19 protein-coding genes and 1 pseudogene are annotated in these 22,133 nt (G+C 41.4%); 11 read left to right on the top strand and 9 right to left on the bottom strand.

All coding sequences use genetic code 11. The annotated features are described in order from the left end of the window. Positions 1-7: 7 nt before the first annotated feature. The 4 genes from RMX69_RS10810 to RMX69_RS10795 all read right to left on the bottom strand — a co-directional run bounded on the left by RMX69_RS10810 (position 8) and on the right by RMX69_RS10795 (position 5,537). Positions 8-649: an FMN-binding negative transcriptional regulator gene (locus tag RMX69_RS10810; RefSeq protein WP_289797142.1), complete on the bottom strand. Its 642-nt coding sequence runs from the start codon at positions 647-649 to the stop codon at positions 8-10. 343 nt (positions 650-992) lie between these two features. Further along, positions 993-2,594, bottom strand: coding sequence for a B12-binding domain-containing radical SAM protein (locus RMX69_RS10805; protein ID WP_322637465.1), 1,602 nt, complete (start codon positions 2,592-2,594; stop codon positions 993-995). A gap of 875 nt (positions 2,595-3,469) precedes the next feature. Then, complete coding sequence (locus RMX69_RS10800) at positions 3,470-4,003, bottom strand: universal stress protein (RefSeq protein WP_322637464.1); 534 nt, start codon at positions 4,001-4,003, stop codon at positions 3,470-3,472. A 550-nt stretch (positions 4,004-4,553) separates the two neighbouring features. Further along, positions 4,554-5,537 (bottom strand): CHAD domain-containing protein, encoded by a 984-nt coding sequence (locus RMX69_RS10795; protein WP_289797140.1) that lies wholly within the window; start codon positions 5,535-5,537, stop codon positions 4,554-4,556. A 273-nt stretch (positions 5,538-5,810) separates the two neighbouring features. Between RMX69_RS10795 and RMX69_RS10790 the strand changes: the two genes are divergently transcribed. Continuing rightward, on the top strand, positions 5,811-6,878 hold the full coding sequence (locus tag RMX69_RS10790; protein WP_322637463.1) for a DUF3616 domain-containing protein: 1,068 nt from the start codon (positions 5,811-5,813) through the stop codon (positions 6,876-6,878). Between the two features lie 30 nt (positions 6,879-6,908). Here RMX69_RS10790 and RMX69_RS10785 read toward each other — a convergent pair whose 3' ends face one another. Continuing rightward, positions 6,909-7,313, bottom strand: coding sequence for an NIL domain-containing protein (locus RMX69_RS10785; protein WP_289799991.1), 405 nt, complete (start codon positions 7,311-7,313; stop codon positions 6,909-6,911). A gap of 720 nt (positions 7,314-8,033) precedes the next feature. On the opposite strand from RMX69_RS10785, the gene RMX69_RS10780 reads away from it, so the two are divergent. The 3 genes from RMX69_RS10780 (at position 8,034) to RMX69_RS10770 (ending at position 12,697) form a co-directional block, all read left to right on the top strand. Continuing rightward, the gene (locus tag RMX69_RS10780) at positions 8,034-11,144 is read left to right on the top strand and encodes a response regulator (RefSeq protein ID WP_322637462.1); all 3,111 of its coding nucleotides are present in this window, start codon (positions 8,034-8,036) and stop codon (positions 11,142-11,144) included. Further along, positions 11,116-11,502, top strand: coding sequence for a response regulator (locus tag RMX69_RS10775; protein WP_322637461.1), 387 nt, complete (start codon positions 11,116-11,118; stop codon positions 11,500-11,502). The genes RMX69_RS10780 and RMX69_RS10775 overlap by 29 nt, the downstream gene beginning before the upstream one ends. Positions 11,503-11,938: 436 nt before the next feature. Further along, entirely contained in the window at positions 11,939-12,697 is a 759-nt protein-coding gene (locus RMX69_RS10770; RefSeq protein ID WP_289797135.1) for a sterol desaturase family protein, read from the top strand. Between the two features lie 100 nt (positions 12,698-12,797). Here RMX69_RS10770 and RMX69_RS10765 read toward each other — a convergent pair whose 3' ends face one another. Both RMX69_RS10765 and aroF read right to left on the bottom strand, forming a co-directional pair. Then, on the bottom strand, positions 12,798-13,100 hold the full coding sequence (locus RMX69_RS10765; protein ID WP_322637460.1) for a hypothetical protein: 303 nt from the start codon (positions 13,098-13,100) through the stop codon (positions 12,798-12,800). Between the two features lie 383 nt (positions 13,101-13,483). Further along, complete coding sequence (gene aroF / locus RMX69_RS10760) at positions 13,484-14,353, bottom strand: 3-deoxy-7-phosphoheptulonate synthase (protein WP_322637459.1); 870 nt, start codon at positions 14,351-14,353, stop codon at positions 13,484-13,486. 817 nt (positions 14,354-15,170) lie between these two features. Between aroF and RMX69_RS10755 the strand changes: the two genes are divergently transcribed. The 4 genes from RMX69_RS10755 (at position 15,171) to RMX69_RS10740 (ending at position 18,062) form a co-directional block, all read left to right on the top strand. Then, on the top strand, positions 15,171-15,665 hold the full coding sequence (locus RMX69_RS10755) for a hypothetical protein (RefSeq protein ID WP_094347731.1): 495 nt from the start codon (positions 15,171-15,173) through the stop codon (positions 15,663-15,665). Between the two features lie 161 nt (positions 15,666-15,826). After that, positions 15,827-16,474, top strand: a complete 648-nt coding sequence (locus RMX69_RS10750) for a pentapeptide repeat-containing protein (protein WP_094347732.1) — start codon at positions 15,827-15,829, stop codon at positions 16,472-16,474. Positions 16,475-16,683: 209 nt separating this feature from the next. Next, positions 16,684-17,538 carry a DUF72 domain-containing protein gene (locus RMX69_RS10745; protein ID WP_322637458.1) on the top strand — a complete coding sequence of 285 codons (855 nt, stop codon included), beginning with the start codon at positions 16,684-16,686 and terminating at the stop codon, positions 17,536-17,538. 83 nt (positions 17,539-17,621) lie between these two features. Beyond that, positions 17,622-18,062, top strand: a complete 441-nt coding sequence (locus RMX69_RS10740; RefSeq protein WP_289797131.1) for a hypothetical protein — start codon at positions 17,622-17,624, stop codon at positions 18,060-18,062. 130 nt (positions 18,063-18,192) lie between these two features. Here the strand turns inward: RMX69_RS10740 and RMX69_RS10735 are convergent, their stop codons facing one another. Continuing rightward, positions 18,193-18,729 (bottom strand): GNAT family N-acetyltransferase, encoded by a 537-nt coding sequence (locus RMX69_RS10735; RefSeq protein ID WP_322637457.1) that lies wholly within the window; start codon positions 18,727-18,729, stop codon positions 18,193-18,195. A 568-nt stretch (positions 18,730-19,297) separates the two neighbouring features. On the opposite strand from RMX69_RS10735, the gene RMX69_RS10730 reads away from it, so the two are divergent. After that, a complete protein-coding gene (locus tag RMX69_RS10730; RefSeq protein ID WP_289797129.1) occupies positions 19,298-19,741 on the top strand; it encodes a beta-lactamase hydrolase domain-containing protein in 444 nt (147 codons plus the stop codon). Next, positions 19,734-20,519, top strand: a pseudogene (locus RMX69_RS10725) (chromate transporter). Before RMX69_RS10730 ends, RMX69_RS10725 begins: the two are co-directional and overlap by 8 nt. Here the strand turns inward: RMX69_RS10725 and RMX69_RS10720 are convergent. Beyond that, the gene (locus RMX69_RS10720; RefSeq protein WP_322637456.1) at positions 20,496-20,855 is read right to left on the bottom strand and encodes a hypothetical protein; all 360 of its coding nucleotides are present in this window, start codon (positions 20,853-20,855) and stop codon (positions 20,496-20,498) included. The pseudogene RMX69_RS10725 and the gene RMX69_RS10720 sit on opposite strands and share 24 nt — an antisense overlap. A 589-nt stretch (positions 20,856-21,444) precedes the next feature. Between RMX69_RS10720 and RMX69_RS10715 the strand changes: the two genes are divergently transcribed. Next, positions 21,445-22,050, top strand: coding sequence for a hypothetical protein (locus RMX69_RS10715; protein ID WP_322637455.1), 606 nt, complete (start codon positions 21,445-21,447; stop codon positions 22,048-22,050). Positions 22,051-22,133 lie beyond the last annotated feature (83 nt).

The raw sequence follows: 22,133 nt of genomic DNA, 5'->3' as shown, positions 1-22,133 counted from the left end.
CAAGCTTTCACTCCGGCAAATGTTCACCAGTTTCAAGATTCTGTTTCATTGCAGCACCTATGCCATGAACAGTTGGGTCTGTACTTTGTAGCAAGGCATGGGCAACATTATTCTGGTCAGAATGACTGCGATTTTGGCTAAGTTTGTATTTCCCTTCCAACCGCGTGATGGTCATCTCAAAACCAATAATGCCATTCATCATTCCCTCGCGAAAGTTATCGGATAAGCTATGCCATTGAGATTTATACTCAGAGCCATAGGTGTCAATCATGTCCTCAATCATCTTATCCATTAATTCCGGTGAATCACCAAGGGTAATAACTTGCGGTACACCGTAGGCGTGTACAGCAATGTAGTTCCACGTAGGTACACTCTCTTGCTTCTCATACAAAGAGGGCGAGATATAAGCATGGGGGCCAGTGAATACAGCAAGTGCCTCGCCTACCCCAAAGACCTGCCATTGAGGATTTGGTTTGGCAACATGACCCGATAGCTTCACCACATTATTTTGCACTGTGACAACCAGCGGAATATGTGAGGCAACAGGTACATCATTTAGAATAGACACCAATGTGGCAAAACTATTCGCACGCATGAAGGCAACAAGTTTCTCAATGTCATCTTCTCGAAAAGCATTTGGGATGTACATGATGCTTTAACCTCACTCTCATTCCTCTGGACATGATAAGCTGTTACGCATTTAAGTTGCACATCAACTGGTGAGGTTGGTTGTCCTTTGTCATTTGTCTTTGCTAAACACAAATGTCTAATGACTAATGACGGCCTACACAGAAAATAGTGCAATATGTAGGCGCGTTAGCTTAACGAGAGTTGTCGCAGTTTTTTGAGGTGTAAATATAACTTTGGATCATTCAATCACACAAAGAGATAATAATTGTCTCCTGGTGTGATTGAGCAGGCGATCGCATCTGTTGATAAAATTCAATCACCGTTTGACAATTTGTCTTAACCCAAGCCCATTGTGGTACTAGTTATTTCTTGACGCTTTCTAACACTTCCATCACTTCTGCCTCCGGTTTTACCCTAGCTTCTGCTTCCAGAAATTCAGTTACTTGCGCCTCAATTTCATCTCGGACAATTTGGCGATATTCCAAGAAATGCTCAATTTGGGCACAAACAGCTAAGTAGCTACTCACCCCACCCGGATTATGCTGATACATGCTCCACAAGTTGCGCCAGAATTGCCAGCGTGTCTGACGACGTACACCTTGACGCCAACAAATGATCAGAAACGCTCGGAGTACTTTCCAGTTCAATGGTTTCTTGGCAGCTTTGCCCTTTTTCGGATAGGTTGCTTCGCCCAAAAGCCGGAAGTGTTTGTATGTACGCTCCAAAAACCGCTCTGGCTCATACAAATCACAGAATGCTTGCACATATTCACGAGCAATGTCTTCTAACGGTCGAGTTGGCACAAAGTTCATCAACGTGGTTTGGTTGATGTTGGCAGATTTATTACGGAGTCGTCCTTCCTTTTCTAATCTATGCCAGAGGGCCGTATCTGGAAGCGCTTGCAACATACTAAATAAGGCTGTGGGAATTGCTGTTTGCTCGACAAACTTGACAATTCGTGCGCCGGCTCCGACTTTCTCGCCATCAAACCCAATGATAAACCCTGCCATAACTCGCAGCCCGGAGCGGGTAATTCTATTCACCGCCTCACTGAGTGAGTCTCGCGTATTCTGGTATTTCTGCGTGAAAGTGAGACTTTCTTCGTCGGGGGTTTCAATTCCCAGAAAAACGGCTCCAAAATTACACGCTACCATCAAATCCATCAGTTCTTGATCTTGGGCTAAATCAACTGAAGCCTCTGTGGCAAAGGAAAAGGGATAGTTATGTTCTACCATCCAAGGCAGAAGAGACTTCAAGAATAATTTGACATTCCGCTTATTGCCGATGAAGTTGTCATCCACCATAAAAATACTGCGCCGCCAACCCAGTTTGTAGAGATACTCAAGTTCTGCTAAGAGTTGCTCTGGGTTTTTGGTGCGGGGTTTGCGACCGTATAGCACAATAATGTCGCAAAATTCACATTGAAAGGGGCATCCACGGGAAAATTGCACCGACATCTCTGCATAAGCTTCAAACTCTAGCAAGTCAAAGCGAGGTGTTGGAGTGTTAGTGACATCTGGTTTTTCACCACCAGAGCGAAAGATGCCTGTGCGATCGCCGCGTGCGATCGCTGCTACAAATAAGGGTAGAGTGATTTCACCCTCGTCTAATATCAAATAATCTGCCCCAGCAGATGTCATTTCATCTGGTAGCGCTGTCGGAAAAGGCCCACCTACAGCAACCCGCTTACCTCTCCGTTTTGCTTCCAATATCTGAGAGAGCAAATCCTCTTTTTGCACAATCATCGCCGACATAATAACCAAATCGGCCCAAGCCCATTCGGCTTCTGTACAGACGCGAACATTTCGATCTACTAGCTTAAAATTCCATTCTTGCGGTAAAATCGCCGCTACAGTTACCAAGCCTAAAGGCGGTAGCATTGCTTTACGGTCTAACAAAGCCAGTGTTTTTTCAAAAGACCAAAAACTTTTTGGAAAGCGGGGGTATAAAAGTAAAACGTTCATATTTGATGCTTATAAACCTTGATTTTCGTTGCTAGTTGAGTTCATGTCAAACTAAACCAGTCGTGATAACACATTAGAGGAGCTTCTATATCCACTAGCTGTAACTTATACTATGACTGATTTAGATAAAGCAATATCTTGTTAGGGCGATTATTACTGTTTTTAGAGTAGGGAGTAGCTGAAAATTGCTCAATCAGTGTTAGGAGTGCGATGTCTACGACGAGCAACTCTTGGATAGGCTACACCAACACCTACGCAATTTCCGAAAATCCTCAAACATAGATAATTAAAGGATTTACCTAGAAAGACTAGAACTTGTGGGACGCTCATAAACCAATACAGTTCAGAATGAGCGACAAAACCCAGATGTAGAGACGCGATTTCTCGCGTCTTGAAAGACCAATTATTTACACCAATAACCCCTAACCCAAGCGTATTGGGTTATAAACAACTAGCAGTTCAATATCTGTTCTTTTTATGACTTGGCAAATTGGCAATTCTCAGAAAATTAACTGTGTTATTTTCAATACTATATAAGGTGTATTTGCACTTTCAAGCTATTTAGACGGGCTGCAACCCGTCTTTTTTATCCCTGAATCATTTTAACGTGAAGTTCGATGAACCTCTCTCTCCCACCCTGCCCTCTCCGAAACGGAAAGGGAGGAGCAACGAACAATTCAGCTTTTTGCTCCCCTCTCCGTGTCGGAGAGGGGTTGGGGGAGAGGTCAAATAAGACTTGTCGAACTCACGTTAATTTTAAAATCTCGTTAAATCTTGTTTTCGGGTAGAACTGAAAATGCTCTTTCAGGAGGCAGCAGCCCACTAATCGCTATTCCCAGCCTCCGCCTGGGAACGAGGTAAGACATTGCCATGAATTAGCTGCCAGTGGAAGCGCTTGCGCTTTCTTTTACAACTTCAGCTTTTTTGTCATCAATAGGAAGTTGCACAACATAGACTGAACAAGGAGCATGGTGAAGAACGTAATTACTGACACTACCGAGTAATAGTTCCGCTAGACCAGAGTGACCTCGACGCCCAATCACAATGAGGTCGGCGCCCCAATTCCCAGCTAAGTCACAAATAACTCGACTCGGACTGCCAGGGATTTGCCTAAATTCAGTGTTCACTGCGGCTGTATTTGCTTGAGCGCAGAACGATTGCAACATCTCCACACCTTGATTTTTCCATTTTTCCCACTCCTGTATGTGAGACTCTGAGACTTGGTTCCACATTCCTGGATAGTAGTCAAAAGTAGACACGGGTATATAAGGACTACCTTCTTCTTCAGTAGATAAAACGTGTAGCAGCAATAAACTAGCTCCAGTCATCTTAGCTAAAGCAACGCCTTGCTCAAAAATATGTTTGCCCATCTCAGAGCAATCTAATGCAAGCAGAATTTTTTTAAACATATATACCTCTAATACTTCGGCTAGGTGAGTTTTTTCAGATCCTCATCTTATAGTCAGGTATAGAGAAATAATTTGAGAAACTTGTGAGGAATGCAAAAGAGCATACAACACTTTATATTACATTTTGAAGTACAAAAAGTCGGTTAAAGCATGGAGTTAGATGATTACCGACACTACCATTAACCATATATGAACTAAGTAGGTCGGTGTGAATATTTATTGTTGGGATGAGGCAGGAGGCAGAAGGCAGGAGGCAGGAGGGAAGAGGGTTTAAGTCTATTTAATTTTTCTTAACATAGTTTGGTTTTTCCACATCGTTCTACTTAGTAACAGAGCCATTCTCGATGGCTCTGTTAGAGCAGGATTGTTTAGAATGAAATTGAGCGGGGAGTAATTCTAGAAACCACTATTAGACTAATTTCAGGTTTTATTCCGCCGAAAAAACCCGTATTTTACAAATTATCCATAGCAGTGTTTATCTTTTGTCTCTAGAAGTTTTTATTCAATTATCTCTTCGTTAGTTCAATCCTTTCTCAATCAAAAGTAACTTTTAACTGATTACTCCTGAAAGCGGGTGCAGTATTGTTAAATGAAAACTATGTCTGGTTTCAGTTTTCAGATACCGTTCTTGCAAAGGTTGCCATTGCTGCCACGACTGGTAACGATTTTCTGTTAACAAATTAGCAAGGGTGGGCAACTCAGTCTGAATTTCTGACTTGTATACATCTGCTAGCCAGTCAGTTAAAACGGCACTATCTTGCATCGTACCCAAAATTTCTTGGATACTTTTCACATCTGTAATATAAGCTGCGTAAGACTCGCCATATAAGTCAGTAAATAACTCCATCTGGTAGCGTATACGTTTAGCTTCTTTTCGCAAACTATGAAGACTTTCACCTTCTGTTGTCAGTTGTTTTTCTATCTTTTTTGCTTTCCAGTTTTTCTGGATTTTCACTTCTGATTCTACAACTTCAGTCCCAACTAGCCAACCCGGATGCAGAAAGAAATTACTCACTTCTGGTAAAAGTAAGTCTGGTAGCACTTGCCCAATAGCAATAGATGCCAAAGGTTGATAGTTGGGTTTCTCTAACCACTTATCCAATGCATCTTTTAAAGACTTGTAAGATTCATCATTTAATGTTTTCTGCACACTCGATTCTACATCTTCACGTTGTTTCGCCAAAGCTGTAAAAGCTGTTTGCAGAGATTCTTGCTCTTTGCGGGGTAAGTTTGGTTTATAAGTGTTTTCCAAACTTTCTTTAAGTACGTCTAAATCTCGCAGATTACCAAGACGACGGGCTATTTTACCGATATTTTTATCGCTGATTGGTTTCGACACATCCACCGCTATCCCAAACCGAGTTACCGCTGTCCGTAGGCGGCGCATTCCCACTCGCATTTGGTGCAGCGCTTCTGGATCTTCATCTTTCTTTACTGATTTTTCCCACTTCAAGGTTTTCTTAAAGTGTTTTTCAATCGCTTGGTAGGCGTAGTCACCGAGAGTTTTTACTGTAGGTTGTGTGGCTAATTTCATAATTGGTCTGAATGATTACCTCATGAGGTTCTTGCATAATAACAACATTATTTAAAAATTTACATCTACTTTTCATATTTTTTATGTTATGAGTATTGGCAGATATGCTTATGACGATTGATAGTTGCATACTCTTCTATAAATATGCAATATCTATACAAAGGTTGAAATCGCAGTTCACCCCGTCAACTTGATATCAGCTATATTTATGCCATGAAATCACATACTATAATAGCATGGCTAACATTTTTGCAACTCTCAATATAATTTAAAATGCCAAAGTTAAATTTGCTAAATCAAGTTTTATTGACTTTCGTAGATTCTTTTAAAGAACATAGAGAAGACTTATCAGCAGTGCTGCTAACACATCAGAAGTATTTATGGTTAGGGTCAGATGAAATCTCTACTATTGAGCGTTTATCTTTGGTTGATACTGATAATTTTACAGATCATCAACAATTTCGAGTAGCAGAATTTCTCAGTTTACCTGCACCAGAAGACAAAGAAATAGATATAGAAGGACTGGCTTACGCTGATAATTACTTATGGTTTGTTGGTTCTCACAGCTACAAACGCAAAAAAATCAAACCTGAAAATACAGATGCCAAAAACTTGAAAAGGCTCGGAAAAATTGAATCAGAACCTAACCGTTACGTTTTAGGACGAATTCCTCTAATAGACGGTAAGCTATTCTCATCTTGTCCACATCCCCAAAAGCCAGATGTGCAATTGAATGCCGCTAAATTAGAGGTGACAAATCAGGGTAACGTGCTGATGACAGCTTTAGCAAATGACGATCATTTAGGCTTGTTTATTCAGGCAGCAATTCCCGGAAAGGATAATGGCTTTGATATTGAAGGAATAGGTATTTATCAAAACCGCGTCTTTCTCGGTTTGCGCGGGCCTGTATTGCGGGGTTGGGCTATGGTGCTGGAAATAGAGTTAGAAGATTCTACTCCTGGACTAATGAAACTAAAGCAAATTGGAGAATTGCAGGAGTTATATAAAAAGCATTTTATCTGGTTGAATGGTTTGGGAATTCGGGATTTGTATGTAGATGATAAAGACTTGTTGATTTTAGCTGGGCCAACGATGGATTTAGATGGCCCTGTGCAAGTTTATCGCTGGGTAAATGGTGTGAATTTGCGAGAAAATGTCTTCAGCAATCCCGATTTTGTGCAAGATATTCCTTATGGGAATCGGGAAGATCATGCTGAGGGAATGACGCTGTTTCAGGATGTAGCTGGTATACCTTCGCTATTGGTAGTTTATGACTCTCCAGCAAAAAGTAGGCTGGTGGCTGATGGTGGTGTAATGGCGGATGTGTTTAAGTTGGGCTAACTTCAATCTTGGATTTGGGATTTTAGATTGTTAAATGTTAGTAGAAATTGCCTGTACGGGACAGCTGGGGATACACTGTTCGCAGACGATACAGCGCGATCGCGTGAATGTCAACTTGTACGTCTCTGGCTGGAGGGTGAGGGCTTCGGTAGGACAAACCCCAGTACACAAGCCACAGTGGACACATACATCCTCGTCGATCGCAATTTCGCCTAATGTCGAAGAAACATTAACATTACGCGATCGCATCCACTCGATCGCCGCATCTAATTGATCGATGTCTCCCGATAATTCCACTACCAGTTTGCCAATTTGATTTGGGGCAACTTGGGCGCGGATAATATTGGCGGCGACGTTGAAATCTTTGGCCAGTACGTAAGTGACTGGCATTTGCACGGCGCGTTTCGGGAAGGTGAGTGTTACTCGTTTTTTCACAGATTTAGCAGAGGGTTTTTTTCTGTTGTAGCGTATTGAGAGTTTTATCAGTCCTTTTTTACGGTGAGTTGCACGAACGACCAAGGCAAGAGAAAGACACTGCTCCGACCTCATCAACATACATAGCACCATTTCCAAAAATCTTTACAACATATAATCGGCTGTAGGGGCGTACAGCTAGCTGTACCATTGGTGTCAACTTCAGGTTAAAGCCAGTCTAGAAAAAGCTTTTAGCAAATTATCTCGTTAAGAGTCTCCGACTTGGAATGCCCCTAATTGAGGCTCCACCTCCCGAACTCGCGGCAGAGCCGCTTTTGAGTAGCATTTCCAGCCAAAGGCTGAAAACGAGATTTTAAAAGGGTTTTCGAGTTGCCCTCATCCCCTAACCCCTTCTACCATATTGGGAGAAGGGGAACTGGAGCGGCTTCTTGAAAAAGTTCGGGATCTGAGCCTCTCTGTACTAGAAAAACTTGTAAGTAAGGTAGTATAAAGGTAATGTCTGGAAAATGCTTCTTTTCTCCATACCATCTCCTCCTTAGCAGATAGCTAAAAAATCCAATTAAAATTAATCAATATTGATATTTGTTAATGATTTTAAACTGCAAATATAAACCTTTTGGAAGATGTTTTAAAATTAAGTATTGATATTATATTAAACTTGCCATTTAAGCTTATTAATTGTTATCTGTGATATCCATTTTAACTTGGAAACCTTTTAACATGAAAATTTTAGTTGTCGAAGATGACGAGTTAAGTGCATATTCACTCACCACCATTTTGACTAACCAAAACTATGCGGTTGAAGTTGCCACTGATGGAGATGCTGCTTGGAATTTTATTCAAACTTACGATTATGATTTAATTCTCCTAGATGTAGTCTTGCCCAAGCTGGATGGCATTAGTCTTTGTCGTCAAATCCGGTCTAGTGATTTGCAAATGCCAATATTGTTATTGACAGGGTGCGATAGTAGTCATGAAAAAGCGATCGGATTAGATGCAGGCGCAGATGACTACGTAGTTAAACCCTTTGATGCAGAAGAGTTAATTGCTCGTGTTCGGGCACTGTTGCGTCGTAAAGGCGTAACCTCGCAACCTGTGCTGGAGTATGGTGGGTTGCGACTAGATCCTAGTAGCTGTGAAGCGATGTATGCTGGAAATCTGCTGCCACTGACTCCCAAAGAGTATGCTCTGTTAGAACTGTTCTTGCGAAATACTCGCCGAGTGTTTAGCTGCGGCATGATTTTAGAACATCTTTGGTGTTATGAAGACACTCCACAAGAAGAAGCTGTTCGCACCCATATCAAAGGGTTACGACACAAACTCAAAGCTTTAGGAGCGCCCAATGATTTGGTTGAAACAGTTTACGGTATTGGCTATCGGCTGAAACCACTGGCAGAGGAGGAGAAGGGCAGGGGGGCAGAGGAGAAGAGGGGCAGGGGGGCAGAGGAGAAGAGGGGCAGGGGGGCAGAGGAGCAGGGGGGCAGGGCGGAAGGGGAGTGTGAAAAATCTTTGGTTCCCAATCTCAAATCACAACAGCAAACATTAATCGCAGTTGCGGAAATTTGGCAACGATTTCAAGGGCGGGTAGACGAGCAGGTGAGGCTTCTGGAGGAAGCGATCGCAACTTTAAACCAAAATAGTTTAAATATCGATTTGCGATCGCTTGCAGCCAAAGAGGCGCATACCTTGGCGGGATCTTTAGGTACTTTTGGCTTGCCTCTTGGCTCAAAATTGGCACGCAATATCGAATTGTTACTGAGTTCTGGTCAAATACTGAGTCAATCTGAGATTACCAACCTCAAAAGTTGGGTAAAGTTATTGCGTCGGGAAATTGACGGAAACGAAGCAGCAGCAATATCTTCATCACCAACCCCACAGGTTTTAGAAACAGTCACACAACCGCTGCAAAATGATCTCCATACAGAAATTAAAATATTGGTTGTGGATGACGATCCGCAAATTCAAGCATTTTTACAAACCTTACTTAGTCCTTGGGGACTAAAAGCGATCGCTCTAGAAGATCCGCGTCATTTCTGGGAAATCTTGGAAATAGTTACGCCAGATATGCTGATTCTGGATGTGGAATTACCTTATACAAGTGGTATAAAACTTTGCCAATTAGTACGCAACGATTCGCGCTGGTGTGAGTTACCCATTCTATTCCTCACTGTGCATAGCGATGCCGAGATGGTAAATCAAGTGTTTAGTGTTGGTGCTGATGACTTTGTAAGTAAGCCCATTGTTGGGCCAGAACTAGTAACCCGGATTGTCAATCGCTTAGAACGGATGAAATTGCGGCAGCGTGTCGTGCAGGGAGGTAGGGAGGCAGGGGGGCAGGGGGGCAGAGGGGCAGAGGGGCAGGGGGGCAGAGGGGCAGGGGAAGCAGGGGGAGATAGGGAAGTAAATTCTTCTTTGCCTTCCTCATCTCTCAATTTACAAGCCATCAACGAACTGGAATTGAGAGTAGCAGAGCGCACTGCTGAGTTAATTCGGGTGAATCAACAGTTGCAGTCACAACTTGATGAACGTCAACGAACACAGGGAGAATTACGGTTCTCTCAAGCCCGATTTGCACGGATTTTAGATATTGCTGATGATGCAATTATTTCCATTAACGGGTTCCAAAGCATCACTTTGTTTAATCAAGGAGCAGAAAAGATTTTCGGCTACTCTGCCCAGGAAGTGATTGGACAAGGCCTTGATTTACTCTTACCGCAGCGCTTTTTTCAAGCACACCGTCAACATGTGGTTGACTTTGGCCAATCTCCCAATGTTGCCCGTCGGATGGGAGAACGGCGTGAAATCTATGGACGCCGCAAGGATGGGACTGAATTTCCAGCGGAGGCTTCCATCTCCAAAATAGAGATGGCTGAGGAAATATTTTATACGGTTATTTTACGAGATATCACAGAGCGCAAACTAATTGAACGCATGAAAGATGAATTTGTCTCTGTTGTTAGTCATGAACTCCGCACACCTTTAACTTCGATTCACGGCTCTCTAGGAATGCTAGCCAGTGGTTTGCTACCAACAGACTCAGAGCAGGGAAAACGCCTACTGCAAATTGCGACTGATAGCAGCGAACGCCTAGTACGTTTAATCAACGACATTCTAGACATTGAGCGGATTGAGTCGGGTAAGGCAAAGATGGAACCAGAAATCTGCAATATCGTTGACTTAATTACTCAAGCAGTAAATGTCATGCAGCCTTTAGCTGACAAAGCAGGAGTGAAAGTATCTGTTTCTGCCCAATCTGGCCAAGTATTGGCAGATTGCGATCGCATTGTCCAAACATTGACCAATCTATTGAGTAACGCCATTAAATTCTCGTCTGTTGGATCTACGGTTTGCTTGGAGGCGCAACAACAAGGAAATGAGGTTTTGTTGACAGTCAAAGATACCGGACGCGGTATCCCAACAGAGAAACTTGAGAGTATCTTTGAGCGCTTTCAACAAGTTGACTCTTCAGATTCGCGCAACCATGATGGGACTGGTTTGGGTTTGGCAATTTGCAAGAGCATTATGCAACAACACGGCGGACGCATCTGGGCTGAAAGTACATTGGGTAAAGGTAGCACTTTTTACATCGCTCTGCCATTATTTAGGACTTTCCAAAATACTGATTTAGAAGACTCTTCCAACATCTCTATGATTCATAGTAGTTACGAGCAAACTACAAATAGCCAACAAAGTCCAGATGCAGAATTTTCGAGCAACGGGCGTGTGACTACCAAGGAATTTGAACAACGGGTGATGAAGTTATTTCAGGGAATTTCTCGGAACCAACAAGAGGATAGCAGTGATGACAACAAAGCAAATTCTAGTGGTTGATAACGAGCAGTATATTCAAGAAGTTGCCAAGATTTGCTTGGAAACAGTCGCAGGCTGGAAAGTAGTGACTGCAAGTTCCGGTCAAGAGGGCATAATTAAAGCTGAGACTTACCAACCAGATGCAATTTTACTAGATGTGATGATGCCAGAGATGGATGGCATCACAACCTTTGAAAAGTTACAAGCCAATCCATTAACCAAAGCGATTCCAGTAATTTTGTTAACTGCTAAAATCCAGGCTTCCGATCGCCGTCGCTATACCCAGATGGGAATGATTAGTGCGATCGCTAAACCATTCAATCCTCTAGAATTAGCTACTGAAGTAGCAGTAGCCTTGGGCTGGAGTTTAGCAAAGTAGAACAAAATCCATAGCAAATTAATTTATAAAAAGTAGACGTAGAGAAAAGTGATTTAAAAGTTTTTTTAGGTATTAAAGAACACAATGGGTAAGAATCAATTCAATTGTTGTTGAAATATAGAATATAAACAAACGATTTAAATAAATTGTAACTTGGTTCCAAAATTTAGCTATTTACTACAAATTAAATTGATCAATAACCTTTTTTATAAATAGTCATAATTTATATTTATATCTATGCAATAAAATTAGTTTAATTTTTGTTAATAAAAATTAATATATATTATCTGAACTACTCGATGCTGTAAAATAAGCAGTGGATTTTGTCGATTAACAAATTAAATCTTAATTTGGTTATTTTTGGTAATTAAGACCAAAAAAATTGGACATAATCAGCATTTTCATTTCACCAAATTAATATTACGGATGGGTCTAATTGACGAACCACTCATTTTGGTATTATGGCTTTTTCTTCTTCGGTATCACTCTTGCCCGATACTTTCTGATTGCTGGGGGAGCATACTTGCTCTTTTATTTAGTTCTAGGGAAGTCTCTTGCCAACAAAAGTTTGCGTTTGAAACCGTTGATGAGTTGTTCCATTAAAAAGGATATTGAATTATCAGTAATCTCCACAGTAGTTTTTGCTATTTCTGGAGCGTTTATGATCTCAGAGTATAATTTGGGAGCAACACTGTTATACGCTGACATCTGGAAATACGGACTGTGGTATTTAATAGTTAGCTTTATTGCAGTGCTAATTCTTCAGGATACTTACTTTTATTTTATCCATCGGATCTTTCACCACCCTCGAATTTTTAGATGGATGCATTATGGACACCATCGTTCAGGAGAGCCAACGCCCTGGAGTTCTTCTGCCTTCGACTTACCAGAAGCGATCGTACAAGCACTTTTCTTTGTAGGTGTAAGCTTTATAGTTCCGCTGCATTTCGTCACCTTAGTTGCCGCACTTATAACTATGACAGTATGGGCAGTGTTTACCCATCTCGGATTTGAACTATTTCCCTCCTCATCTAAAAGTTACTGGATTGGAAGGTGGCTTATTGGTTCTATGCATCATTCAATACATCATCGCAAGTATAAAGTACACTACGGTTTGTATTTTACATTCTGGGACAAACTGCTTGGTACTGAAGATCCTAATTATGAAAACGAAACCCACACAAGAGAGTTTTAACTATAGCAGTCCTAAATAATTTGTGAAATATTTTTCTGTTGGCTGTCAGTATTCATTTGTTCTTTGTCATTTGTGATTACAAAGGACAAATGACTACTGACTATTTAATTTTTGTCGAATTCTCAAGCTTGTTTGGATTCACCCAACGATTGACAAATTCGTTGTTATGTTTGTAAACCTTGATTTGCACTTGCTTGGAACTTAACTTAACTATTTCGGCGGGAATTCTTTGGACATCGGTAGAATCAGTGCGGGGCTTGTAAAGCCAAATGACTTTTTGCCCAACTTGAAAGTTGTTAGGATTGCTAGTTAAAGAAAGCGTACTTTCTGCCCAAGAGGGGAAAGCAACTGCTAAGTTTATCAAAAGTACTAAGACCACTAGAGTGATTTGAAAAAGTTTCATGATCATTGCACTTGTCTTAGGTCTGATGGGGCAATCAATCTGCTGCTCTAACATTTAGTTATTGTCCTTCTTTGAGTTCTCAAAGTTGAAAGATCGGTATACTAAAACTTCTTTGGGCAATTTAGTAAAAGTTAAAATATCTACTGATTTCAGGATAAAACGACTTGGAGAATAAAATCAAATAGTCTTATTTGTTAAAACTATAACTTAGATTTATATATAAAAGATTGTGTTGCAAAAATACGTTTGAGAACAAATGGAATAGCTGAAGTAACCAGTTTATTTTACGAAAGCGTAGTTTACCGCAGTAGGCATCGCTGTTTGTCCTTAAGCCAAAAGAAACATTTTGACTGAGACATTCAAGCGATTGCCTTGTGTAAAATTTAAGCAGCCCAAAAAATCGGGGCAGGTGACAAACCCGCCCCAACATCTGATATACTACGCCCAACGGCTATTGCTACAGGCTTTAAACTAGCAACTAAATGCACCATATCTTCTAAAGAAAGTGCTTGACGGGCATCAGAAACAGACTTTTCTGGTTCTGGGTGACATTCAATAATTAATCCATCTGCACCGCAAGCGATCGCAGCCCTAGCCACAGGTGCTACCAACTCCCGTTTCCCGACGGCATGGGAAGGATCTACAATTACAGGCAAGTGAGTTATTTGCTTGAGTGCTGCCACTGCCCCTAAATCTAGGACGTTACGGGTGTAATCATCAAAACTGCGAATACCTCTTTCGCACAACACCACATCAGGATTCCCGTGGCTGAGGATATATTCAGCAGCCATGACAAATTCTTCAATAGTCGCTGCTAAACCACGTTTAAGCAGTATTGGTTTACCAGCTTGTCCCAAAGCTTTGAGCAAATCAAAGTTTTGCATATTGCGGCTACCCACTTGCAGCATATCAGCGTGGGCAGCGACTACTTCAATTTGAGAAATTGACATTACCTCCGTGACAACTGGCATATTGTAATGCGATCGCACCCTAGCTAAAATCTCTAATCCTGACTCTCCCATACCTTGGAAAGCGTAGGGAGATGTGCGGGGTTTGTAGACACCGCCACGCAACCCATGTACTGATGCAGTAGATAGCCTTTGGGCGACTATCTCCATTTGTTCTAAGCTTTCAACAGTGCAGGGCCCGCCGATAATTACCAGTTCTTTACCGCCGAAAGCGACTTCTTTCGAGATTTTAACGATTGTCTGGTGGTTGAGATGGGCTTGTGCAGCAAGTTTGGCATTAATCATGGTTATATTCTCCTGAAAAATTAATTATTGGGAACGAGGAGGTAGGGGATAGGGGGAGGTTATTTGATTTTGAATTTTGAATTGATTTCTCCCTTGTGCCTCTATTCCGCTTCTCAAAATAACAACAAAAAAGCCCGAAACCAAGAGTTCCGGGCGCGTTCTGATTCATTGGCATAACGCTATTTACCCGGAATTTATTCTGGGCCAAAAGTAAAAGCCATAAAACCAGCTAATGAAATAAGTCATGACAATGAAATTCTCCTTAAAAAAACAAAAACCGCAGAGTTTGCTCTGCGGTTCACCGGGCGGTTTCCATTAGGAAACTTAATTCACCCCCGGTGAACCACCCTAAACCAAAAATAAAAGTAGGAATTTGTGTTAAGCATTTGCGGACTTTTTGCTGGAAAACTTAAGAAATATACCTATGTGAAGTCAAATTAGCATGAAAAGTAGGCTTTGTCAAGACCTGCACAAACTATAAAAAAGCGATAGACTCAGTACAACTCTGGGGATTAAGACTAATCACGCCCTGTCCTGATTATACTAGTTGCTTATTTGCGTAGACGAAAAAAGCGGTGAGGGGGTCGCAGTCTTGGCGGTTCCCGTCGATTGCGAACCCCCGAACCCGAAGGGCTTGTCGTTAGACATCACAATCGTTATACAACCTCAGAAGAAAAAGCCAGGATTGAGAAGTTAAAATATATAATTCTCCTGACTTCATCTTACGAAAGCTTATTGCAGGGAATTAACAACTGCCATACATTATTACCCAAGTTCTCATTGACCAGATCAATTTTTTAGGATCATCTGTCTCATTATGCCCAGTTCCAAAATCTTAACCCAATCTTTCGACTATTATGGAGCTTACCCCTGCCCAGTTTGTCGAATAGGTAAGATTTCTCACATGCCATTGATGGAAGCTATGGCTTGTGACTTTTGCCAAGAGATTTTTACAGTCAACTTAGAGCAACAGCAAATCAAGATGCCTTCTAGGCAACCACCTTTAACTTGGCGTTGGAATGGGTTTAGTTGGACAGAAGGCCAGTTGGAAGGTGTGGAATTAGGTTGGGGTTATGGATTAGCAGCAGCAGTTTTTATAATTCTTCCCACTACTCTAATTGGCATAGTAGCTTACTATTTTCCTGCTAATCTGAAGGAACCCATTACCTGGATGCCATATATTTGGACGATATTAACCTTCTTATCACATTTATCAATTATTGTTTGGATTTATATTGAAGTCTATCAGATTCCAGTTGCAGCATATTTTCGAGCGATCGCTCGATGGAGAAATGGAGAGATGGGGAGATGAGGGATTGGGGGGAGACAGGGGACAAGGGGGAATTATTGAACGTCTCTACCTTGTCTCTTGTCCATTCCCAATGCCCAAAGCCCCATAATCCATAACAAATGATGCAGCGGATAAATGACTCCATCACTCATAATTAAGTTGATTGTCCACCAAAATATCGTATGAGCGATCTGGAGCGGTACTATAGAGTTTTGGAATTAGAGCCTGGAGCAACACTTGAAGAAGTGAACCAGGCTTACAAAGATTTAGTCTTTGTTTGGCATCCCGATCGCATTCCCAAAGACAATCTCCGTTTACAGCAGAAAGCGCAAGACAAGCTGAAAGCTATAAATGAAGCTCGTGAAAAGTTGCGCTCTTTAAAAACCAAACATCAAACCACACATCACTCACCGCCACCTCAACAGGAAAAACCATCTCAAACAATCCAGAAACCACCAAAGCAAAACTCAGACTTGAGTGGCAAAGACTACAGTCGGGCAAATTTGAGCAATAAAGACTTATCTGGCAGAAATCTAAGTTATGCCAATTTGAGCGGCGCTAATCTCAGCGATACTTTTATGCACAAAGTCAACCTTAGAGGCGCAAATTTATCTGAAGCAAATTTATTTCGGGCAAATCTACTTTTAGCCGATCTCAGGGAAGCGAATTTACGCGCTGCTAATTTGATTGGAGCGGATCTCAGTGGTGCCGACTTGCGAGGAGCCGACTTGACGGGAGCGCGGATTCGTTCTGGTGAGCGTCTTTTGGTTAAATTAGTTGGGACTAACTTAGCAGGGGCAATTATGCCTGATGGCTCAATTTATCAATAACTGAGGTTGCGCCATAACACCAAAACCCTCATATAGAGACGCGATTTATCGCGTCTTAAAAAACCAATTATCCACTTTTGACTTTTGACTTTTGACCCTTCGACTGCGCTCAGGGTTAACTATTTGACTTCCGCCTTGCGGTACTAGCTTTATCCGTCCCTACAACCTGCGTGTAAAATTGAATATATACATCAAGGCTTTTAGGCATTGTGAACTTTTTTATCGGTTGTGCTGTTTGGGCATATAAAGGTTGGGTAGGCGAACTCTATCCCCAAGGTACTCGTACTGCCGATTTTCTTCATCTCTACAGTCGTCGCTTCACCACTGTAGAAGGTAACACCACCTTTTATGCCGTGCCTAACCAGGAAACTGTAACCCGTTGGGCTGCCGAGACACCAGCAGGTTTTGAATTTTGTCTAAAATTACCGCGAGATATTACCCATCAAGGGTTGCTAAAACCTTATATACCAGCTGCTTTAAAATTTCTGGAGGGGATGCGCCCTTTAGGTAAGCATCTTGGCCCAATTTTTGCCCAGTTACCACCCAGTTATGCACCTGCATTACTTGATGATTTGGCCAGCTTTCTGGAAGCTTGGCCGCATACAGAAGTATCTCTAGCAGTGGAAGTTCGGCATCCCGACTGGTTCAAGGAACCCCATTCTAGTAACTTGACGGCACTTTTAGAAAAGTTAGGTGTCGGACGGGTACTGTTAGACTCGCGCCCCATTTACACTGGAGATGATGACCCCCAGTTGCAATCGGAACGACGCAAACCGAAATTACCGTTGCAATTGAGTGTAACAGCACCTTTTACTCTGATTCGGTTTATTTCTCATCCGAATTTATCAGTGAATCAGCCATTTATGGAAGAGTGGGTAAGGCAGATTCAGCAATGGTTACAGATGGGAGTGCGAATTTATTTCTTTGTCCATTGTCCAATAGAAGTGCGATCGCCCAGCACAGCCCGTCACTTCCAACAGCTATTGGAACAGAGTGAAACACCAATTCCACCCTTACCTTGGAATAACCTTGAGCATCCCCCCAATCAACTCAGTTTATGGTGATCGTATTTAGTAGATAATTGGGGTTGTAATACTTTTCTGTTAAAGAAAATTTTTTTAGAGTAGTTCCATCAAAGGAGGTTGAGATGAGTCGTCTTCTTTATGAAAAATCAGTCTCATATAAAGGATATCTCATCATTCCATTTATTTTTGGCAAGGCGGATAATTACGAAATTTATTCGTATAAAATGCTATCTGAAATTGGGCACAGAAGCAAATTTCACAAAGCAGAAAATCCAGCAGAAATCTATGGAAGTGACGCTAGTAACATCATTGATATTGCTAAAGAGCATATCGATCAAAATTCCGAGTTTGTTCATCGCGGGGATAGTTTTAAATCTCGCTATGTTTATCGGAACAATTTGATTATCATCTTTCAAGAAAGAGATAAATATTTTTATGACCATTACCCACCAGAGTTATTGAATAATATTGCAGCTCCAAAGTTATTCAAATCGGAATATGAATGTCTGAATTGGATTAAGCAAGGGTTTGATGGGCGACATGTGCGACAAAGAGCGATTTGAAGGTGTAAGCTAAAACACATCTAATTTGCATAATCGAATTAAATATAACTCTTGTGCGATGGGCATCTTGCCATTGGTATCAAGTTAAGTAAAGAACTCGATCGATTGATTGAGGTTTTTGACTGGCAGATTAACGAAAATTTGAGTACTCATGGATTCTTCTTCGGTTGATACGATAAACGAAGCAGTCGTCGTCACCAAATCGTCGAGACTCGACAAATTGGAAACCAAGACGTTCATAAAAGCGGTGGACGCGGGTATTGCCAGCAAGTGGATCGACGAGTACAGCTATCACTTGCGGGTCAGCAAAACATCGAGCAAGTGCAAGCTGCATCATTTGGGTTCCATAGCCTTTGCCCAAATCACTCTCTTCCCCAATCCAGATATCAATCGCGCGAAGATTCGCCGGAACATCACCCCAGTAGTGACTATCCTCACGTGCCGGATCGATGATCTGAATAAATCCGATGGGGCGACCATTAATTTCAGCAATCAATTGCTCTCTCCATTCAGGAGTGCGGTCAAGTTCTGTCTCCCAGCCCCAGTCATCGTTAGGATCGGATTCTACCACATGAGGTTGCTCATCCCAATGTCGCAGCAGATCCAAATCAGCAAAGGTAGCAGGGCGGAGATTTATCCTCATCGGAGGTGGTACGTTATAGTTCATGGCTTTACTCAGGTTAGTTAGCACTTACCTACTCATGTTTATCGTGGTGTAACCAAATACCAAAGTATAGAGTAATTTTACCAAGAAGCGATCGCAGAGTGAAGATATATACAAATCTAAAGACTTTATTAAATAGCTACCCAGGTAGAAAACGGGTAGTTCTCCGCTATCTTTAAGCAAGCGATTCAGGGATGATTAACCCTATAGAAAAGCGCCAGCACAAATTTTAGGCTGGCATTTAATAAACCGCGTATAAATCAAAGCCCTGAACTTTTATCAGGGCTTTTTAAATTTAAGCCGAGCAATCGCAGCCTTTTGAGTCTGATTATTTCGTTGAAGCGATCAATTATTTATACAGTAGTGCTAGTGCTGAAAGACTGGGAAAATTGATGCTGCGAGAAAACCGTGATTTCCATGTCATTCAAAAAATAGAAGCTGCTTTTCGTCAGTATTCTTTCCTCGGTCAAAGCATTTGCATTTTAGGCGAAAAGACCTTAGAAAAATTGCTGTATAAATAGTCTACAGAATAAACTACGATAAAACTATCAGAATAGTGTTTTTAAAGATTATGAGCAACACTAAAAAAGTTAGTGACGACTTGAGCGCTGCTCCTCAACTAACTTCTGAAGAGTTAAAACAGGCAGCCCAAGAGGGATTTAAGTCAGTGCTGAACCTGCGTTCTCCCGATGAAGCAGGTTTTCTCAGTGACGAACAGCAGCAAGCTCAAGCGGCTGGACTGCAATATGCTAATGTCCCATTAAAGCCTTCAGAAGCAAATCAAGAGCAAACAGAGTTAGCAATTCAGGAGATTGAGAACTTACCCAAACCAATTTTAATTCACTGTGCTGCTGGAGCAAGGGCTGGTGGTATCGCCTTGATTGCCAATGCTATTAGTGAAGGTCTGACTTATGAGGAAATTAGTCAGAAAGCGCAAAAGCTTGGTTTAAACTTAGAACAACCGCACCTCAAGCAATTTTTACTTGAAAAGTATATTGCCAAGCAAAATGACTAACTCAACACTAAGTCGTTTGGGTGAACTCGCCAACCTGTTTTTTAAATTGGGCGTCATCGGCTTTGGGGGCCCAGTTGTCCATATTGCCATGATTGAAGATGAAGTGGTTAAGCGGCGTCAATGGTTGACAAGGGAGCATTTTCTAGATTTGCTGGGTGCAACTAACCTAATTCCTGGGCCAAATTCCACAGAAATGGCTATCCACAACTGTAACCAACGTTTCTTTATGGCAATTGGGTTGGTTTTTTCTCAAAGTCGGTAGTGTTTTGTTTGGTGGTGGCTACCTTTTGGTGGCTTTTCTGCAAGGGGGATTAGTTCAAGAATACGGCTGGCTGACACAACAACAGTTATTAGATGCGATCGCAATTGGTCAATTTACCCCTGGGCCAGTACTTTCCACTGCTACGTTTATCGGTTATGTGATTGCTGGCATACCTGGCGCAATTGTTGCCACCATTGGAATTTTTCTACCTTCTTTTGTTTTCGTTGCTGTCCTCAATCCCCTAATCCCACGCTTACGAGCCTCTTCTTGGACTAGAGCATTTTTGGATGCTGTGAATGTTAGTGCCGTAGCGTAGCGCTAATGGTTGTGACTACTCTGCAACTGGGGGCAGCGACTTTAACATTACCACAAGCCCCATTTGTAGATTTTCTCGGCTTGGCGATCGCGATCGTCTCAGCCATTTTGGCTATTCGCTTTCGCATCAATGCTGCATGGCTAGTCTTTGGTAGCGCCTTCATTGGCTGGGGTGCTTTACTCTTGGGCTACACTCAGTAGACCGAAAAGTTCTGCGATCGCTAAAAAATAGTAGCTTACGATACAGATTCCATCGGGTAATCGGCTTTGAATTGCTGTATTTAAGTTTGATTCTAAAGATTTCAGGTCTGAATATTTATCTAAATGGTAACGAATATCGTTGCTTGTTGGAACATTCTTTAAGACTTTGCTTGTGTTTTCGATACTATCCCTTTGGGTGGCTGCTCGAATTAAAATGTCAAAGATATTTTTTTGTTCATACTTCCCTTGAGTTTGAATTGGAATATGTTCTGTTAAACAGTCAACTACTTCATTTAAGGTTTTACTATCAGTTAAAACTGGCTTCGTTGTTGTCATAGCCAAACTAAATAATCCTCAATTTTGTTTCTTTACCTCCATACTTTACAAAAATTGCATACTACGGATCTAGAACTATGTTTTGGAGGGCGCGTTACCCTTAACTTTTTCGGTAATTAATTAGTTTTACTTATTTAATTTTGCTCAAGATTTTTTTCAAAAATGTATCTAAAAGTATGGTTTTTTTGGCAAGGAGTAGGTTCATAGTTATCCGTCTGTGCGCGATCGCAGAAGTTTTCGGTCTACTGAATTTCACTAAGTCTCTGATTAACTCAGCCCTGCTGGGTCATTTTGCATAGCTTAGTCTAAACTCCAGTGGTATGAGTCGCCACACAATGAGTAAAAACTTCCCCCTTACAAAAGTTCGCATTTCCCGATACTATGCCTGTTGCAATTGCTAAAATGTCGGGAAATGGGCGTTAGACGACATCTCGGTTAATCCTCGTGAATTGCCTAGAAACAAGTATCGAAAAGGCTTTTTCTATTAAAATTGTGAATTAGTTAATTAATTTGTCTAAAAAAACATTATTGATACTTTTCCTGCAAGAATATATATTTCTCTCTGTTGTCTTTTTCAGTATTTGATTCAATGAAGATCCACACTTTATATTACGGGAAAAACTTCATAGTCTTAGTCGTCTTATCAATTATCTGTACGACTTTTAATTTCAACTCAAAGGTATACGCTGCTACTCCTAAAGTTGAAAAAATAGCGTTTGAGATAGGTGATTTTTTCTTGAGTGATGAGCAACGTAGGGAACGTAGACGTGAAGAACGTAGACGTGAAGAACGTAGAGATGAAGAACGTAGACGTGAAGAGGATCAAAAATATTACGATCGACAATATTACGATCGAAAATATCACGACCAAAAATATTTCGACCAAAAATATTTCGACCGACAATATTACGACCGACAATATAACAACCGACAATATGACCAGCAAAGAGATGCACAAAGACGACAAGACCAGCAACAACAGCAACAACAACAGGAAATGCAAAGACAACAACAAAGGCAATATGAACAGCAAAGACAACAACAAAGACAATATGAACAGCAATATGAACAGCAAAGACAACAACAAAGGCAATATGAACAGCAACAGGAAATGCAAAGACAACAACAAAGACAATATGAACAGCAACAGGAAATGCAAAGACAATATGAACAGAGGCGCTTGAATAACTACTAACCTCAGTGCAAACACACTTGTTCAGCCCTACCGATTTGACCAAATCGGATGAAATCAACCCATAAAAATCACAAAAAACCTCA

Source organism: Nostoc sp. EspVER01 (assembly GCF_034530635.1).
Classification (GTDB): domain Bacteria; phylum Cyanobacteriota; class Cyanobacteriia; order Cyanobacteriales; family Nostocaceae; genus Nostoc.
The sequence above is the reverse complement of the archived record's forward strand: the minus strand, read 5'-3'. Positions and strand labels throughout refer to the sequence as shown.

Excerpts from the sequence above, each read along its gene's own strand:
- RMX69_RS10810 (WP_289797142.1), bottom strand. The coding sequence starts at position 649 with ATGTACATCCCAAATGCTTTTCGAGAAGATGACATTGAGAAACTTGTT.
- RMX69_RS10805 (WP_322637465.1), bottom strand. The coding sequence starts at position 2,594 with ATGAACGTTTTACTTTTATACCCCCGCTTTCCAAAAAGTTTTTGGTCT.
- RMX69_RS10800 (WP_322637464.1), bottom strand. The coding sequence starts at position 4,003 with ATGTTTAAAAAAATTCTGCTTGCATTAGATTGCTCTGAGATGGGCAAA.
- RMX69_RS10795 (WP_289797140.1), bottom strand. The coding sequence starts at position 5,537 with ATGAAATTAGCCACACAACCTACAGTAAAAACTCTCGGTGACTACGCC.
- RMX69_RS10790 (WP_322637463.1), top strand. The coding sequence starts at position 5,811 with ATGCCAAAGTTAAATTTGCTAAATCAAGTTTTATTGACTTTCGTAGAT.
- RMX69_RS10780 (WP_322637462.1), top strand. The coding sequence starts at position 8,034 with ATGAAAATTTTAGTTGTCGAAGATGACGAGTTAAGTGCATATTCACTC.
- RMX69_RS10775 (WP_322637461.1), top strand. The coding sequence starts at position 11,116 with ATGACAACAAAGCAAATTCTAGTGGTTGATAACGAGCAGTATATTCAA.
- RMX69_RS10765 (WP_322637460.1), bottom strand. The coding sequence starts at position 13,100 with ATGAAACTTTTTCAAATCACTCTAGTGGTCTTAGTACTTTTGATAAAC.
- aroF (WP_322637459.1), bottom strand. The coding sequence starts at position 14,353 with ATGATTAATGCCAAACTTGCTGCACAAGCCCATCTCAACCACCAGACA.
- RMX69_RS10755 (WP_094347731.1), top strand. The coding sequence starts at position 15,171 with ATGCCCAGTTCCAAAATCTTAACCCAATCTTTCGACTATTATGGAGCT.
- RMX69_RS10750 (WP_094347732.1), top strand. The coding sequence starts at position 15,827 with ATGAGCGATCTGGAGCGGTACTATAGAGTTTTGGAATTAGAGCCTGGA.
- RMX69_RS10740 (WP_289797131.1), top strand. The coding sequence starts at position 17,622 with ATGAGTCGTCTTCTTTATGAAAAATCAGTCTCATATAAAGGATATCTC.
- RMX69_RS10735 (WP_322637457.1), bottom strand. The coding sequence starts at position 18,729 with ATGAACTATAACGTACCACCTCCGATGAGGATAAATCTCCGCCCTGCT.
- RMX69_RS10730 (WP_289797129.1), top strand. The coding sequence starts at position 19,298 with ATGAGCAACACTAAAAAAGTTAGTGACGACTTGAGCGCTGCTCCTCAA.
- RMX69_RS10720 (WP_322637456.1), bottom strand. The coding sequence starts at position 20,855 with ATGACAACAACGAAGCCAGTTTTAACTGATAGTAAAACCTTAAATGAA.
- RMX69_RS10715 (WP_322637455.1), top strand. The coding sequence starts at position 21,445 with ATGAAGATCCACACTTTATATTACGGGAAAAACTTCATAGTCTTAGTC.